Genomic DNA, 15,574 nt, shown 5'->3' with positions numbered 1-15,574 from the left:
CTACATGGGGACGAAAATGCTGTCTAGGGTTCCGTGGCGTGACAACCAGGCTGGTCCAAGAGGCGGCGTATGGAGAATGGCCCACATGACGCAGAGGGCTTCCGGAAGCTCCATATAACACGGAAGGACAAAAGCCTGGGAGATCAAAAAACTCCTCAGGCTTTTTCTATTCTTACAGAGAATCGATGGGAGTGGAGAGAAATGAAGAGAACGAAACGGATGATTACGCTGCTTCTGCTTGCGGCGATGCTGACGGCACTGGCCGGCTGCGGCGGCTCCAAGGAAGTCTCGACGGGTACGGACGACTCGCCGATCACAATCGCGCTCAGTCCTTGGCCGGGCTGGTTCTTCTGGTTTCTGGCCGACGAGAGGGGGTTCTTCGACAAGCATGACGTAAAGGTTGACCTCAAATGGTTCCCGGTCTACAGCGATTCCCTTCAAGCGCTCTCGACAGGCAAGGTGGACGCGAACAGCCAGACGCTCAGCGATACGCTCGCTCCGGCATCCAAGGGCATTGGTCTGAAAGCCGTTCTCGTCAACGATAACTCTAACGGCGGCGACGCTATCGTTAGCAAGCCGGAGATTGGGTCCATCGCCGATCTGAAAGGCAAAACGGTCGCGACCGAGCTCGGCACCGTCGACCATTTGCTGCTGCTGACCGCGCTTGACCAGCATGGGCTTTCAGAGAAGGACATCAATTTCGTGAACATGACGGTCAACGATGCGGGGCCGGCTTTTATCTCCGGTAAAACGGATGCTTCCGTCCTCTGGGAGCCGTTCCAAACGAAAGCCGTTAAAGAAGGAAAGGGCAAGATCCTCTTCTCTTCCGAAGATACGCCGGGGCTCATTCCGGATCTGCTCGTCTTCCGTGAAGAGGTAGTTAAAAACCGTCCGAACGATGTTCAGAAGATTGTCGATGCTTGGTTCGACGCGCTGGACTATTTCAAAACCCATGAAGACGAAGCGATCGAGCTGATGGCGAAGAAAGCGGAAACGACGCCGGAGGACTTCAAGCTCGGACTCGAAAGCATCAAGCTGTTTACGCCAGAGGATAACGTGGAGGCATTCGGCAAGCGGGAGGACTATACGTCGCTCTCCTATACGGCTCAGAAGACGGCGGACTTCCTGAAGAATCTTGATATGGTGGATGACATCGAAGATGTAGAGGCGCTCTTCGATTCGCGATTTGTTGAGAAAGCAGCTAAGGAGTGATCCCTTTGTCGACTACGAGCTTAACGAAAGCCAGCCGCAAAAGGCCGAACCGTCTTCAAATTTTTAAAGAAATTGGCGGAAGGCCGTTCGCCATGACCGCAAGCTTTTCCTTCGTGCTTCTGCTGGGCATCTGGGCGGCGCTCAGCTACACCGAAGCGGTCGATCCGATCTTCCTGCCGACGCCGGGAGAAGTAGTTGTCGAAATGGTTCGGCTCCTGGGCACATCCGAATACTGGAACCACATCGGCATCAGCGTATTCCGCGTATCGGCAGGGTTTCTGCTCGCCTGCATCATCGGCATCCCGCTGGGTATCTTCGCCGGGACGTTCAAGTACGGCGAAGCGTTCGTCGAGCCCCCGATGGAGTTTATCCGCTATATGCCGGCCGTTGCGTTCATTCCTCTCATTATGGTATGGGCGGGAATCGGGGAATGGGCCAAAATCCTGCTTATCTTCATCGGCTGCTTTTTCCAGCTTGCGCTGATGGTGGCGGACATCACGCGCCGTGTCTCTCATGACCTGCTTCAAGCTTCCTTCACGCTTGGGGCCGGCCGCTGGAAAGCGATCGAGACGGTGCTCATTCCCGCCATCCAGCCTCAGCTGATGAACACGCTCCGCCTGATTCTCGGCTGGGCTTGGACGTATCTCGTCGTTGCCGAGCTCGTCGCGGTTAACAGCGGCCTGGGTTACGCCATTATGAAGGCGCAGCGGTTTCTGAATACGGATCAGATTTTCGTAGGCATTATCGTGATCGGATTGCTCGGACTCATTAGTGACCGGATATTCGCTTTCTTAAACCGCAGATTATTCCCTTGGGCATAGAGCGGTTACGGGAACATGCAATAGGCACAGGCGTGAAGCTAAACAAGGAGTTGATGGCCATGGAAGCTTTAAAACGAGAGACGATCTTTGAAGAGCAGCCAGCGGAGGGAAAGACCGGCGTCCGGGCGGTGCCTCGCGGCGAAATTGCCATCCGCGGCTTGCAGAAGGTGTACGAGACGAAGAAGAGCCGGTTTGAGGCGTTGCGCAATATCGATCTCAACATCGGGACCAACGAATTCGTGACCATCGTCGGCCCGTCGGGCTGCGGTAAATCGACGCTGCTGCGCATCGTCGCGGGTCTTGATGAGCTGACGGCAGGGTCCGTGGCGCTGGGCGGCGAAGAAGTTATAGGGCCGGGCGCGGAGCGGGGCATGGTGTTCCAAGGCTATACGCTTTTTCCTTGGCTCACCGTTCGCGAGAATATCGAATACGGTCCGAAGCTGAAAGGGATACCGACTCTTGAGCGGCGGGCGCTCAGCAATCATTTTCTGAAGGTCATTAAGCTGGAGCCGTTCGCGGGTGCTTATCCGAAGCAGCTCTCCGGCGGGATGAAGCAGCGGGTTGCGATTGCGCGGGCGCTCGCCAACCGCCCGAAGGTGCTGCTGATGGATGAACCGTTCGGCGCGCTGGATGCCCAAACGAAGCTGGAGATGCAGGAAATGCTGCTGGAGGTATGGGAGAAGGAGAAGACGACCGTTTTATTCATCACCCACGATATCGACGAGGCGATTTTCCTTTCACAGCGGATCGTCGTCATGGGCGCAGGCCCTGGCCGTATATTGAAGACATTCGAGGTTCCTCTGCCGGATAAGCGTTCGCCGGAGGTGCGCGAGCTGCCTGAGTTTTTGGCGCTTAAGCGGGAGCTGGGACAGTTGTTGAAGCACTAGCGCGGCCATCATGAGGCGAAGGAGTGATCCGGCATGACGGGCAAGGATTCGAACGGCGCCGATCGCGGCAAGGTAAGCAAGCGGACATTATCCATTTTAGGCTGCATCGCCACCATGATGTTCTTCCGGCATCCCGGAGCTCTTCGTTAGAGCTGCGGGGTGCTTTTCTTGTATTGGTTCATGGGCGAAGGTATGGAAGATGCCGCCAATAGCGGCGATACAAGGCTTTTGCCCCTTTTCCACGTGCATAAGAAATTGGGAGGGGATGAATACTATGGTCAGATCGAAAATCACCTTATTCAAGGATCCTCTCCTCTTGAACGATAAAGTTTTGCAGCTTCCGTCCAGTCCAATTCAAAACCTTCAAGGAAAGTGGGGCAACTAGAACATGAAAGCAACTGGAATTGTCCGTCGTATCGATGATCTCGGCCGGGTCGTAATCCCTAAGGAAATCCGCCGAACACTGCGCATACGCGAGGGCGACCCGCTGGAAATATTTGTTGATCGTGACGGCGAAGTTATACTGAAGAAGTATTCCCCAATTGGAGAGCTTGGCGATTTCGCGAAAGAATATGCGGAGTCCTTGTCGGAGAGCACGGGCCATATCGCGCTCATTACGGATCGGGACAACATCATTGCCGTCGCGGGAGCGTCCAAGAAAGATTACTTGGAGAAGCAAATCGGCTCCATGCTGGAGAACTGCATGGAAAATCGCAAGACGGTTCTGGAAGCCGGAGGCGGTTCCTTCGAGGTCGTCAAGGATAGCGGCGAAATGTTCAGCTCCTTCGTTGCGGCTCCGATTGTTGCAGGCGGTGATCCGATCGGTACTGTCGTGCTGCTGAGCAAGGACGAGAACACCAAGATGTCGCAAATGGAAATGAAGATGGCGGAAACCGCAGCGGGGTTCCTTGCCAAGCAAATGGAACAGTAATTCGCATACAAGCTTCCTTGAAGAGTACGATCTTCTTGGGAGCTTTTTTCTGTTCGCGGCTCATCCCGATGGTGTTTGGGGTATAATGGGAGCAGGAGAAGAGAGTAGGAAGGTGCACCAGGGTTGAGAAAAGGGGAAGTGGAGCATCCCGGCCGCGTGGATGAGAAATGCCGGGGAGCTGAACGGGATCGGATTTATGTGAGGAAAAAGACGGGGATGCTGCGCGGGGCAGCGTTGATGGGAGCCGCCATGCTGATCAGCAAGACGCTCGGCACCATGCAGAAAATTCCGCTGCAAAATATAGCGGGGGACCGCGTGTTCGGGATTTATAATGCGGTTTACCCCCTTTATCAGCTGCTGCTCGTCATGGTTACCGCTGGAATCCCGGTTGCTGTCTCGCTGCTTGTGGCCGAGCGCGAAGCGGCCGGCGATGGGGGCGGCGCCAGGCGGGTGCTCCGGGCCAGCTCATGGCTGCTGTTTGGAAGCGGCGCGATTGGGTTCGCGTTACTTTGGCTGAATGCGGATCGCATCGCATTATGGATGGGCGATTCGGCTACGGCGCCAGCCGTGCGCACGGCCTCGCTAGCGTTGTGGGTAGCGCCGGTGATGGCAGCGCTGCGCGGCTATTTTCAAGGGCAGGGGGACATGCTGCCATCAGCCGTATCGCAGTTGTCGGAGCAAACCGTCCGCGTTGGGGGCATGCTGATTATGCTCGCTGTAGGTTGGCATTATGGCTGGTCGGACGCGAAGCTTGCAGCCGGAGCGACCTCCGGCTCGGCCATTGGCGGGGCTGCTGGGCTTGCCGTCATAGCCGGGTACTGGATGCTGCGGGAGCGGGGCAATTCGGGGTACAGCTATGAGGGCAATGGGGACGGAATGACGGCTGAGTCGGGCATGGAGCATACGAAAACGCGGGCTCGGGACCGTCTGGAAGGCGACGGTTTACTTGCGCTGATGAAGAGGCTTTCGATGCTCGCCGTGCCCGTTACCCTTGGAGCTCTGGCCGTGCCGGCGCTTGGCGTCGTGGACGCCTTCACCGTTCCGCGGCTGCTTCGCGGTACGGGCGTGTCGCAGGCCGAAGCGATGTCGCTCTTCGGCCTCTATAGCCGGGGCCAGCCGCTTGTGCAGCTGGTCGTCATGGTTGCGGGCGCGATGGGCGCCGCGCTTGTACCCGCGCTGGCAGCCGCCCGCGTCCGCGGGGACGAGGCCGTCATGCGGCAACAGGCGGCTTTTGTGCTGCGAGTCGCATGGGGTCTCGGCGCAGCCGCGGCTCTAGGGCTCGCGCTGCTGGCCGAGCCCATTAATGTGATGCTGTACGCGGACGATGCCGGCACGCGCACGTTTGCCCTTGTCGGGTGCACGGCGCTTGCGGGCACCGTCAGCGCGATCGCGGCAGCGGTGCTGCAAGGGCTGGGGGCCGTCAGCGCCCCTGCGCTGTTCATGCTGGCCGCGGCAGCGCTGAAGGCGGCGTTCAACGCCGCCCTTGTGCCGGCGTACGGCACCGCCGGCGCGGCCTGCGCCGGCATCGCTGCGCTCACGGCGGCCGCCCTGTTAGGCACGGGCGCCGTCCGCCGCGCCGCCGGCGCGGCCTTGCCCGCGCGGCGCGCCGCGGGCATTGGACTCGCACTCGCGGTCATGGCCGCGGTGCTCGTCCTGGCCGAGCGCGGCGGCGCCCCGCTGCTCGGCCTTGCGCTGCCGCCTAGGGCGGCAGCCAGCGCGCTCGCGCTCGGGGGCACCGCCCTCGGCGGAGCGCTCTTCGCCGCCGCCGTGCTGCGTTTCGGCGGCGTCACCGCGCGCGAGCTGCGCGCGCTCCCGGGCGGCGATGCGCTCGCCGCCCGCCTGCGCCGTTGGCGGCTGCTGCCCGCCGCCGAGTAGCCGCTCAAGCGAAAGAAAGGGTTTGCGTGCCGGTGCAGAAGAGTCTCAGGAGCACCACATTTGAACAAACTGAGCAAAATAAGCTAATGATGTGCCTCAGGAGCACTACATAGTACTAAACTAAAGTGAAACAAGCCGAAGAAGAGCCCCCAGTGCACCTTTTAATACACTATGGAGTTGTAAGAGCCTAAGAGTTGCTTTAGCAGGGCCCGACTCCAAAGGAGGAACCATACATACATGCAACAACAACCAACCATCACCGTCGTCGGACTCGGCTCCGGCGATGAAGACCAGCTGACGCTGGGTGTCTGGCGCCGGCTGCAAGAGGCGTCCCATCGCTACGTACGCACGGACAAGCATCCGATGATGCGGCTGTTCAGCGGCCATCAGCTCGCATACGAATCCTTCGATTCGCTCTACGAGCGGATGGATTCGTTCCCGGACGTCTACGATGCGATCACCGAGCAGCTAATCGAACGCGCCCAAGCCAACGCGAGCATCATCTACGCCGTGCCCGGCCACCCGATGGTGGCGGAGCGAACCGTACAGCTGCTGCGAGAGCGCTGTCCGCAGCACGGCATTGAGCTGCATATCCTCGGCGGCGAGAGCTTCCTCGACCAAGCCTTCACCCGGCTCGGCTTCGACCCGATTGAAGGCTTCCAGCTGCTTGACGCCGCAGAGCTTAAGCCATCGTTCATCCGCACCGAGCTGCACACCGTCATCGGCCAGGTGTATGACGAATTCACCGCGTCGGACGTCAAGCTGGCACTTATGGAGATGCTGCCCGACGACTATCCCGTTACGATCGGCCATGCCCTCGGCGTTCCCGGCGAGGAGCAAATCCTCACAGTGCCGCTCTATGAGCTGGATCGGACGCCGGGATACGGCAATTTGTCGCTGATCTGGCTTCCGCGCTCGACGGATGATAACCTGCGTAACCGATCCTTTGAGCGGCTGCACGAAATCGTCGGCATTTTGCGCAGCCCGGAGGGCTGCCCGTGGGATCGCGAGCAGACTCATCAATCCATCCGCAAGAACTTCATCGAGGAGACATACGAAGCTATCGAAACGCTCGATAACGATGATCCGGACGGGATGCGCGAAGAATTCGGCGATGTGATTTTGCAGGTGATGCTGCACAGCCAGATGGAAGAGGAGCTCGGCACCTTCTCGATCTATGATGTGATTCAGTCGCTGAACGAGAAGCTGCTATTCCGTCACCCGCATGTCTTTGGCGAGACGAACGCGGGCAACTCCGAAGAGGCACTTGCGAACTGGGAGCAAATGAAGGCCGAGGAGAAACGCCGCAAAGGCGTCGACCCGGACAAAGTCTCGCTGCTGGACGGCATCCCGCCTGATTTGCCCGCGCTGATGAAAGCTTATAAGATTCAGAAGAAAGCGGCCAAGGTAGGCTTTGATTGGGACGACGTCGGGCCGGCGCTGGACAAGATCGCGGAAGAGCTCGGAGAGCTCCGAGAAGCGATCGGCTCCAAAGATGCCGAGGAGCAAGCAAGCGAGCTGGGCGATCTATTATTCGCCGCCGTTAATGCGGCGCGCTTCATCAAGGCGGATCCGGAAGAGGCGCTCTCCCGAACCAATCTCAAATTTAAGAAGAGATTTTCATATATTGAGGAGAAACTTCGTATAAGCGGCCGTACCTTTGACCAAACTGATTTAACAGAGATGGATCGTTACTGGGAGGAAGCTAAGAGGCTGCCCTAGTAAAAGGATGTTAGATTCGTCAAAATTCGGCTTATTTCCTCACCAATCGCGAAAAAAATTTTCCAGACGGCAGGATTTATTTGCTAAAAGCAGAATAGTACCCTGAGGAAACTAAGCTATGCGGTCAGCGATAACGCTGCCTACAAGTATATTTTAAACTATTAGGAGGCTAGCAAACGATGAACAAAACAGATCTGATCAACAACATTGCAGCAAAAAGCGGTTTGACAAAACGCGACGTAGAAGCAGTTCTGAACGGTTTTCTGGGTGAAGTTACGGATGCGCTGGCAGGCGGAGACAAAGTGCAATTGATCGGCTTCGGCACGTTCGAAACTCGCAAGCGTTCCGGCCGTACGGGCCGCAACCCGCAAACGGGCAGCCCGATTACAATCGCAGAATCGAAGGTTCCAGCGTTCAAAGCCGGCAATAAATTGAAAGACGCGATCAAGTAAGCATGCGTCTGGACAAATTTCTCAAAGTATCGCGTTTGATCAAGCGGCGTACCGTCGCGAAGGACGTGTCCGAGCAAGGACGCGTCTGGATCAACGACCGTGAAGCCAAAGCAAGCAGCACCGTCAAAGCCGGCGACGAGCTCAAGATCCAATACGGCCAGAAAATCGTCACCGTCCGCGTCGAGCGAATCGTAGAGACGACGAAGAAGGACGAGGCGAGCGGGATGTATACTTTGTTGAAAGAAGAAGCACGCCAGCCCGATAAGCTCGACTGGCAGGCATAAGCTCCTCATTTGAAACGGCCAAGCCCGCGGGTTTGGCCGTTTTTCTTTACCTCAGTGCGTCCTAGGCTCCTCCTATTTCATTCTTCTGGCATTCTCATCTATATATGATCCTGCAAGAATAGCAAGCTACCGTCTCGCAGTTCTAAAACCTGTCCTTTCCCCATAGGCTAGTCTCAGTATGGATGCGCTGGAGGAGGGGGACGGGCAATGAACGATCAAGGCAAAGGGCAGAAGCGCCAGGAAATCAAAATGCTTAACCGCAAGATCCTTGAGATTACCGGCGTTATGAATGTGGAGAGCTTTGACAGCGAGGAGTTTCTGCTGGAGACGGAGCTTGGCTATCTGGCTATCCGCGGGCAAAATCTGCACATGAAGCATCTCAGCCTGGAGCAGGGACTGGTTGCCATTGAAGGGTTGGTCCATTCGCTCACCTATTTGGATGGCAATACGGGCGGCAAGTCGAAAGGCTTGTTTGGGAAGTTGTTTAAGTGAGTCTATCCGTACAGTGGCTGACCATGTTGTCGATGCTGGTCTCTGGGATCGGGATGGGCATCGTATTCGACGGGTATCGTGTCATCTCGGACGAGCTGCGGATTAGCCGGTTGTGGATCCCGATCTTCGATTTGCTTTACTGGATCGCGGCTACGCTGGTTGTCTTCCAAGTGCTGTCCTCCAGCAATGAAGGCGAAGTAAGGGCGTACGTGTTTATCGGCTTGCTGCTCGGCATTGGCTGCTATTACTGGCTGTTCAGCCGTATTACGATGAAGCTGGTGCAGGTGCTCATTCGCACCACTAAGGCCATCATCCGTTTTATGATCCGGGCCTTCGATATGCTCATTATCCGGCCGCTGGTGCTGCTCTATCGAATCGGCAAGCTATTTTTAGCATTTTTGAGGGCGTTTGCTATTTTCCTTTTCAAAATTGTGGTACAATTGGTTCGTCCATTTTGGCTGTTGACTGCATGGATGACGAGGCCGATTTGGAAGCCGCTGCTTCGCTACTGGAAGCGGTGGGTAAATCCAATTATAGCCAAGTGGCGCGTCCCGGAACGGATCGCTTCGCTGCGAGCCGGCGCAAGCAAGTTGTGGCAGCGCTGGAAGAATCGCAAGGAAGAGAAGAAAGACGATTAAATTTTACGTCAGGAGGTCCATGATATGGCGACAACTACGGCAGGTTCACAGTCACCAGCTGCATCTCAACATGCAGGAACGAAGCGCCGGCTGAAGATCTGGTTTGTATTTATCGTTCTGTTCATGGGCTGGGCGCTATATACGCTTCTTATGCAGATGAGCCGGCAAGGAGAAGCCGAGATCAAGCTGGCGAACGCTTCGCAGAAGATCGATGCGGCCGCCAAGCAAGTGGAAGAGTTGAAGCTGCAGGTTGCGCGGCTTAGCGATCAGGAATACATCGGCCAGCTGGCCGCCAAGGAACAAGGAATGGTCCGCAAAGGCGAGAAACGGATCGAGGTTATCACGCAGCCTTAGACGTTTTTCGATGAGGCCTTAGGCCGAATCAACATTCGGCCCGAGTAGCGTAGAATCGGGTGTTCGTCCTGTTGCCATGGTTCCTCCGTTGGAGTATAATCAGCTTAAGTAACCGCATTTTTAAACTTATCTAGCGGATTACCGTCATATCTTTTTAAGATTCCGGCCAAAGGCTGGGAAAACTCGAAGCATAGGCTTCGCATAACGGTTAGGGAGGAACATTTTTATCTATGGCAATTGAAGTGGGCGCCAAGTTAGAGGGCAAGGTGACAGGCATTACGCATTTCGGAGCATTCGTCGATTTGTCGGGAGGTGTCACAGGGCTAGTTCACATCTCAGAGATTGCCGATAACTACGTCAAAGACGTTAAAGACCATTTGAAACTGGAAGATGTCGTTACAGTAAAGGTCATTAATGTAGATAAAGACGGGAAGATCGGACTTTCCATCAAGCAAGCAATCGACCGGCCAGAAGGCTCCGTGCCTCCACAACGCGAGCGCAGTGGAGATCGTGGTCCTGGCGGCTTCAACCGGACTGGTGCCGGCGGCGGCAGCTTCAATCGTACAGGCGGACCAGGCGGCGGTGGAGATCGCGGACCGGGCGGCGGCGGATTTAATCGCCAAGGCGGCGGCGGACGTCCATTCAATAAAGCCGGCGGCGGCAAGCCTGCATACGGTAAACCTTCCTTCGAGGATAAAATGTCTCGCTTCCTGAAGGATAGCGAAGAGCGGATGTCGTCTTTGAAGAAGAACACGGAATCCAAACGCGGCGGCCGCGGCGCCAAACGCGTATAAATAGTATCATTACGAAGGCAGTGCCATAGCGGCACTGCTTTTTTATGCCTTATCCCCCGTTTCATCTGCTGAAATGAGGTAAATATGCAGCCCACACAAGAAATATACCCGCCCACGCCAAAAACTTTTCCCTTGTTCTCACGCAATCCCGACAGGTTCGGACGGCGATTCGCCACGCAAAGGCGAAACGAAAGAAACGCTTTTTGTTGAAATGGTGGGTGACGGCAAGACGCAAAGTGCCGTTAATGCCTTGTTAATGCTAGAACGCCGCTAGCCTGACAAGGGGCCGCCCACGACGCGTGAAAATGTCGGAAAAAACTTTTGGCATGACAACGCTTTCTGACAAACTTTCCGATTGCGGTCCACCTATAATGGGGATACAAATTCGGCAAGGGTGGTGTCTTCGGGAATGGTGGACAAACCTAAAGTTGTGATGTTCCCTGGTGTACGCAAAACGAGTTTCGTTCGAACCGCGCTTAAGAAAGGTATGGAGCGAACCGGAATGCTTCGCTTAGCGGGGATGCTGGCCTCGCGTAAATGGACCTTTGCCTTGATGGCTGTTGGCTTCTTGCTTGGACGAGCTGTCATCTTGGAGTCGCTGACTCCATTCGCGGTTGCATATTTTACAGTTATCTTCTTCCTGCGGCGGGATTTGCTCCTCCCGGTTGCGGCGGCGATCATAGGAGGGAGCTGGCTGGCTGTCCAGCCGGAGCCGATGTGGATCGCCATGGAGCTCGCGGTTATCTATTTAATGCTGCGAGGATTGGAAGCCTACGAGCGAGCGGAGTTATCGTATGCGCCGCTGCTTGTCTTCCTCTCCACGATGCTGGTCAGGCTGTTCGGCGTCGTAACGGCGGACACGCTGGGCTGGTACGAATTAATGATGGTTGGCGTGGAAGCCTCGCTCGGCTTCGTCTTGACGCTCGTGTTCGTCCAGGCGATACCGGTGCTGACGCTGACGAAGAAGTCCTCGGCCTTAAAGAACGAGGAGATCATCTGCTTGATGATTATGCTGGCTTCGATCATGACCGGAGCCGTAGGGTGGACGGTGTACGGATTGTCCATCGAGCACATCCTGTCGCGCTTCATGCTTCTGCTCTTTGCCCTCGTAGGCGGCGCGCCACTCGGCGCATCGGTTGGCGTCGTCGCCGGTCTGATTCTAAGTCTTGCTGATACGAATGCGATTGTGCAGATGAGCCTGCTCGCTTTCGCCGGCTTGCTTGCCGGACTGCTGCGCGAAGGCGGCAAAATGGCCGTAGCCTTCGGCATGCTGCTCGGTTCCTCGATCCTGTCCGTCTACGTCGGCAACCAGGCGGACGTGATGGCCTCTACGTGGGAGTCCGTGGCCGCGGCGACGCTGTTGATCCTAACCCCTAGATCGATGATACGCATGATTTCTAAATACGTGCCAGGCACGCAAGAACATGTCAAATCGCAGCATGAATACGCCAAACGTGTACGGGATGTGACCGCGCAGCGGGTATCCCAGTTCTCGGAAGTGTTCCGTCAGCTTTCCCGAAGCTTCGGCCAGTTCGGCGGCGCCACGGATGAGAAGGAGAAGCAAGATGAAGCGGCCGGCCACTTTATGAATGCGGCCGCGGAACAGACGTGCAGTACATGCCATAAAAAGGATTTATGCTGGGAGGGACGATTTTATGAGACGTATAAGATGATGACGAACATGATGACGACGGTAACGGAGGGCCGCCGATTGGGGCCGAAGGAGGTGCCAAAAGAGTGGAGTGTGCACTGCAGCAGGCCGCACCAGGTGCTTGGCGTGATGCAGCAGCAGTACGAGCTCTATCAGCACGATCAGTACTGGAGGAAGCAGCTGAACGATTCGCGGCAGCTCGTCGCGGAGCAGCTGTCCGGCGTATCCCAGGTCATGGAAGACCTGGCGCGGGAGATTCAGCGGGAAGGACAGCAGCTGCATTTACAGGAAGAACAGATCCGGGAGGCGCTAGAAGGGCTCGGTTTATCCATACAAGGCATCGAAATCATTAATTTGGAGGAGGGGAACGTAGAAATCGAGGTGTATCACACGTTTGGCCGTGGGTATGACGAATGCCGCAAAATTATCGCGCCGCTTCTATCCGATATCTTAGGCGAGCCAATCGCCGTCATGTCGGAGAAGTTTCCGGAGAAGAACGGAGGCGCTGCGCACGTCATATTCGGCACGGCCAAGGCGTATGAGGTGGAAACGGGAGTCGCCGGACTCGCCAAGGGAGGCGATTTGCTGTCGGGAGACAGCTTCAGTACGGTGGAGCTCGGCAACGGCAAATTTGCCGTCGCCATTAGCGATGGAATGGGCAACGGCGAGAGGGCGAAGCAGGAAAGCAGTACCGCATTGACGATTCTGCAGCAGCTGCTGCAGTCCGGCATGGATGAGAAGCTGGCGATAAAATCGGTCAATTCCGTGCTGCTGCTAAGATCCTCGGATGAGGTATTCGCCACGGTCGACGTTGCGCTCATCGACATGTATTCCGCCAAGACCACCTTTTTGAAAATCGGATCAACGCCCAGCTTCATTAAGCGCGGGAACGAAGTGATTCCGATCTCGGCCAACAATTTGCCGGTAGGGATATTACAGGACATTGACATAGACCTTATTCGCATTCAGCTGCAGCCGGGTGACACGCTCATCATGATGACCGATGGCATCTATGACGCGCCGGGGCATGCCGTGAACAAGGAGCTATGGATGAAGCGGGTGATCCAGGAGATCCGCTCCAATGAGCCGCAGGAAATCGCCGACGCGCTGCTGGATACAGTCGTTCGGTACCACAAAGGCGACATTGTGGATGATATGACGGTTGTCGTCGCGAGAGTGGATAAACATCAGCCCGAGTGGGCTACATTCCGCTGGCCTGGCACTGCCAAGGTTGAGCGACCAAGGACGGTGAGTTGACTATGTATACGTATCGCATAGCAAACAAACAGAAGATCCAAAGGCGCAGGCAGCGGAAGAGAAGCCGGTACTCCAATGCCGCCAAACGTGCACCGGCAATCTTGAATGATGAATAAGCAGGCGTTTTTTGGCGGGCGACCGGTTCGGATTGTCACCTAAGAGCAGGCACACATCAGCCCGAGGGGCTGCATATTCAGCCGGCCCGGCAAGGTCCGGGCGCGAGCAACCGAATAGGATGGTGAGCTGATCGATGGACAGCAAACGGAACGGACGATGTCTCCATAAGCGCAGCAAACGAAAGCGAACGCGGCAGTCAGGGCCGCCTAAACGCGCACCGGCAATTATTAAGGATCCATAGATGAAAGAAGCCTGTTCGGCCGGCAGGCTTCTTTTTTTTGCGCGCTAAGCCGGAGCCGCTCTTAGAAGCCTTGATCGGCCTTTGAAAGGGTTATCCCCTCTTAAAATTGGCAATGCTGATAGAGCTAGTACTAGCAGTAGATTCCAAGGTTTTGGGGGAATGAGCTTATGAAGCAGATTCTTTTAGTAACGGATGGCTGTTCCAATGTCGGCGTAAGTCCGGTCGTTGCCGCCGCGCAGGCGCATGCGGTGGGCATAACGGTAAATGTCGTCGGCGTTGTCGATCAAGGGGATATCGCCGAGTTCGGGACGGCGGAAATTGAGGAAATCGCGCGGGCGGGAGGCGGCTTAAGCCGGCTGACGCAGACGAGGCAGCTGTCGCAAACGGTTCAAATGCTGACTCGCAAAACCGTCGTGCAGACGATTCAGCATGCCGTTCAGCGCGAGCTGAAGCATGTGCTCGGCGCCTCGACCATCGAGGAGCTGCCGCCGGAGAAACGCGGCGAAGTGGTGCGCGTCATTGACGATCTGAGCGAAACGAGCAGGCTGCGCGTCGCGCTTCTGATCGATGCGAGCGCGAGCATGAAGCCGAAGCTGCATGCGGTGGAGGAAGCGATCCGCGATCTGGCGCTCAGCCTGCAGTCGAGACAGGGCGGCAGCGAGATTGCCGTGTTCCATTTCCCGGGCTCCGCTTACGGGGAAGATTGCAAGCTCGATCTGGATTGGACGGACAACATCAGCGGCGTCCATTCTTTATTCCCGAGGCTTCAGATGCGGGGAACGACGCCAACCGGTCCGGCGATCCTGCACGTGATTGATTTTTATCAGAAAGGCGATTATGGTAATAGGAAGAATGATGAAACGGACGGGATGATGAGTGACTACGTCGTTTGAATGGACGCTTCCACGCGGTACGATCATTCGCGGGAAGTGGAAGCAGGGCAGCTACCGCGTGGATCGTCTGCTCGGCGAGGGCGCCAACGGCAAAGTGTTTTTGGTTGAACGCGAGCGCGAGCGCATGCTGTACGCGCTGAAGATCGGATCGGATACGGTAGATCTTCAGTCGGAGGTCAATGTGCTGCAAAGCATCGCCAGGCAGAAGCAGAAGCGCAGCGGCGGCGGGTCCAGGACCGGTGCCTTTCTGGTAGATGTCGATGATTTCCGCGGATCGGACGGGAAGGAACATCCTTTCTATGTCATGCGATATATCAAGGGATTGACGCTCGGGGATTATCTGGTTCGAAACGGGAAGGAGTGGTTTCCCGTTGTCGGCTTCAACTTGCTCGGCAAGCTGGCGGAGCTTCATGAAGCAGGCTGGACGTTCGGGGATCTGAAGGTTGAAAATGTCCTTGTCGGGGACTACGGGAGGCCGGAGCTTGTCGATTACGGCGGCGCCACGGCATTCGGCAAGGGCGTCCGGCAGTTTACGGAGATCTACGACCGGGGCTATTGGAACGCGGGAACGCGTACGGCCGATGCTTCTTACGACCTATTTTCTTTCGCGGTGCTTTGTTTGCAGCTGCATGAGAGCCGCAGACTGGCACAGCTCTCGGCCGGGCTGCTGCCGCAGACGCGGACGCCGGACGAGCTTGCGAAGCTCGCGGCGACAAGCGCGGCGCTGAAGCCGTTCAGCGGCTGGCTGCGCAAGGCGCTCTACGGCGAGTTCGCGAACGCCCGGGAAGCAGCTGCCGCCTGGCAGCAGTGGATGCACCGCGCCGGAACTGTTCCGGCATCGGCGCCTGCGCCCCGCTGGATGAAGGGACTGTTTGCCGTATCGGCAGCCGTGCTGGCCACCACGATATACTGGCTGCTGCGAAGCGCGCCTTAAAGAACACGCGAATGCTGAA

The 15,574-nt window shown here is 56.6% G+C and carries 16 protein-coding genes and 1 riboswitch; of the genes, 15 read left to right on the top strand and 1 reads right to left on the bottom strand.

Annotated features, from left to right (window positions below; translation table 11 throughout):
- The first annotated feature begins 12 nt into the window (after positions 1-12).
- Positions 13-144: riboswitch (guanidine-I (ykkC/yxkD leader) on the top strand.
- Positions 145-201: 57 nt separating this feature from the next.
- The 3 genes from DL346_RS27965 to DL346_RS27955 are packed head-to-tail and all read left to right on the top strand — an operon-like array spanning position 202 to position 2,920.
- Positions 202-1,212, top strand: coding sequence for an ABC transporter substrate-binding protein (locus DL346_RS27965; protein WP_112885697.1), 1,011 nt, complete (start codon positions 202-204; stop codon positions 1,210-1,212).
- A gap of 5 nt (positions 1,213-1,217) precedes the next feature.
- The gene (locus DL346_RS27960; protein ID WP_338066337.1) at positions 1,218-2,033 is read left to right on the top strand and encodes an ABC transporter permease; all 816 of its coding nucleotides are present in this window, start codon (positions 1,218-1,220) and stop codon (positions 2,031-2,033) included.
- 59 nt (positions 2,034-2,092) lie between these two features.
- Positions 2,093-2,920, top strand: coding sequence for an ABC transporter ATP-binding protein (locus tag DL346_RS27955; protein ID WP_206098598.1), 828 nt, complete (start codon positions 2,093-2,095; stop codon positions 2,918-2,920).
- 96 nt (positions 2,921-3,016) lie between these two features.
- Here DL346_RS27955 and DL346_RS28855 read toward each other — a convergent pair whose 3' ends face one another.
- Complete coding sequence (locus tag DL346_RS28855) at positions 3,017-3,223, bottom strand: hypothetical protein (RefSeq protein WP_133257582.1); 207 nt, start codon at positions 3,221-3,223, stop codon at positions 3,017-3,019.
- A gap of 85 nt (positions 3,224-3,308) precedes the next feature.
- Here DL346_RS28855 and spoVT point away from each other — a divergent pair, with 85 nt between their 5' ends.
- From spoVT to DL346_RS27895, 12 genes are all read left to right on the top strand, one after another.
- On the top strand, positions 3,309-3,851 hold the full coding sequence (gene spoVT / locus DL346_RS27950; protein ID WP_112885695.1) for a stage V sporulation protein T: 543 nt from the start codon (positions 3,309-3,311) through the stop codon (positions 3,849-3,851).
- 123 nt (positions 3,852-3,974) lie between these two features.
- Entirely contained in the window at positions 3,975-5,726 is a 1,752-nt protein-coding gene (locus tag DL346_RS27945) for a polysaccharide biosynthesis protein (RefSeq protein ID WP_112885694.1), read from the top strand.
- 237 nt (positions 5,727-5,963) lie between these two features.
- Positions 5,964-7,448: a bifunctional methyltransferase/pyrophosphohydrolase YabN gene (gene yabN / locus DL346_RS27940; RefSeq protein ID WP_112885693.1), complete on the top strand. Its 1,485-nt coding sequence runs from the start codon at positions 5,964-5,966 to the stop codon at positions 7,446-7,448.
- A gap of 179 nt (positions 7,449-7,627) precedes the next feature.
- The gene (locus DL346_RS27935; RefSeq protein ID WP_112885692.1) at positions 7,628-7,900 is read left to right on the top strand and encodes an HU family DNA-binding protein; all 273 of its coding nucleotides are present in this window, start codon (positions 7,628-7,630) and stop codon (positions 7,898-7,900) included.
- A gap of 2 nt (positions 7,901-7,902) precedes the next feature.
- Positions 7,903-8,184, top strand: coding sequence for an RNA-binding S4 domain-containing protein (locus DL346_RS27930; RefSeq protein WP_112885691.1), 282 nt, complete (start codon positions 7,903-7,905; stop codon positions 8,182-8,184).
- Between the two features lie 207 nt (positions 8,185-8,391).
- On the top strand, positions 8,392-8,676 hold the full coding sequence (gene yabP / locus DL346_RS27925) for a sporulation protein YabP (protein WP_112885690.1): 285 nt from the start codon (positions 8,392-8,394) through the stop codon (positions 8,674-8,676).
- Positions 8,673-9,314, top strand: coding sequence for a spore cortex biosynthesis protein YabQ (gene yabQ / locus DL346_RS27920; protein ID WP_240633493.1), 642 nt, complete (start codon positions 8,673-8,675; stop codon positions 9,312-9,314). Before yabP ends, yabQ begins: the two co-directional genes overlap by 4 nt.
- A 24-nt stretch (positions 9,315-9,338) precedes the next feature.
- Positions 9,339-9,668 (top strand): FtsB family cell division protein, encoded by a 330-nt coding sequence (locus DL346_RS27915; RefSeq protein WP_112885689.1) that lies wholly within the window; start codon positions 9,339-9,341, stop codon positions 9,666-9,668.
- 230 nt (positions 9,669-9,898) lie between these two features.
- The gene (locus DL346_RS27910) at positions 9,899-10,462 is read left to right on the top strand and encodes a S1 domain-containing RNA-binding protein (RefSeq protein ID WP_112885688.1); all 564 of its coding nucleotides are present in this window, start codon (positions 9,899-9,901) and stop codon (positions 10,460-10,462) included.
- A gap of 409 nt (positions 10,463-10,871) precedes the next feature.
- Positions 10,872-13,370 (top strand): stage II sporulation protein E, encoded by a 2,499-nt coding sequence (spoIIE, locus tag DL346_RS27905; RefSeq protein WP_112885687.1) that lies wholly within the window; start codon positions 10,872-10,874, stop codon positions 13,368-13,370.
- A 525-nt stretch (positions 13,371-13,895) separates the two neighbouring features.
- A complete protein-coding gene (locus DL346_RS27900) occupies positions 13,896-14,621 on the top strand; it encodes a vWA domain-containing protein (RefSeq protein ID WP_112885686.1) in 726 nt (241 codons plus the stop codon).
- On the top strand, positions 14,605-15,555 hold the full coding sequence (locus tag DL346_RS27895) for a protein kinase domain-containing protein (protein WP_112885685.1): 951 nt from the start codon (positions 14,605-14,607) through the stop codon (positions 15,553-15,555). Before DL346_RS27900 ends, DL346_RS27895 begins: the two co-directional genes overlap by 17 nt.
- Positions 15,556-15,574 lie beyond the last annotated feature (19 nt).

Origin of the sequence: Paenibacillus montanisoli, from assembly GCF_003268025.1 — a bacterium.
In the GTDB taxonomy this organism is placed as follows: Bacteria; Bacillota; Bacilli; order Paenibacillales; family Paenibacillaceae; genus Paenibacillus_Z; species Paenibacillus_Z montanisoli.
This window is presented reverse-complemented; position numbering and strand designations above follow the sequence as displayed.

Coding starts and splice junctions, on each gene's coding strand:
- spoVT (WP_112885695.1), top strand. CDS start 3,309: ATGAAAGCAACTGGAATTGTCCGTCGTATCGATGATCTCGGCCGGGTC.
- yabN (WP_112885693.1), top strand. CDS start 5,964: ATGCAACAACAACCAACCATCACCGTCGTCGGACTCGGCTCCGGCGAT.
- DL346_RS27915 (WP_112885689.1), top strand. CDS start 9,339: ATGGCGACAACTACGGCAGGTTCACAGTCACCAGCTGCATCTCAACAT.
- DL346_RS27935 (WP_112885692.1), top strand. CDS start 7,628: ATGAACAAAACAGATCTGATCAACAACATTGCAGCAAAAAGCGGTTTG.
- yabP (WP_112885690.1), top strand. CDS start 8,392: ATGAACGATCAAGGCAAAGGGCAGAAGCGCCAGGAAATCAAAATGCTT.
- DL346_RS27930 (WP_112885691.1), top strand. CDS start 7,903: ATGCGTCTGGACAAATTTCTCAAAGTATCGCGTTTGATCAAGCGGCGT.
- DL346_RS27955 (WP_206098598.1), top strand. CDS start 2,093: ATGGAAGCTTTAAAACGAGAGACGATCTTTGAAGAGCAGCCAGCGGAG.
- DL346_RS27965 (WP_112885697.1), top strand. CDS start 202: ATGAAGAGAACGAAACGGATGATTACGCTGCTTCTGCTTGCGGCGATG.
- DL346_RS27900 (WP_112885686.1), top strand. CDS start 13,896: ATGAAGCAGATTCTTTTAGTAACGGATGGCTGTTCCAATGTCGGCGTA.
- spoIIE (WP_112885687.1), top strand. CDS start 10,872: ATGGTGGACAAACCTAAAGTTGTGATGTTCCCTGGTGTACGCAAAACG.
- DL346_RS27910 (WP_112885688.1), top strand. CDS start 9,899: ATGGCAATTGAAGTGGGCGCCAAGTTAGAGGGCAAGGTGACAGGCATT.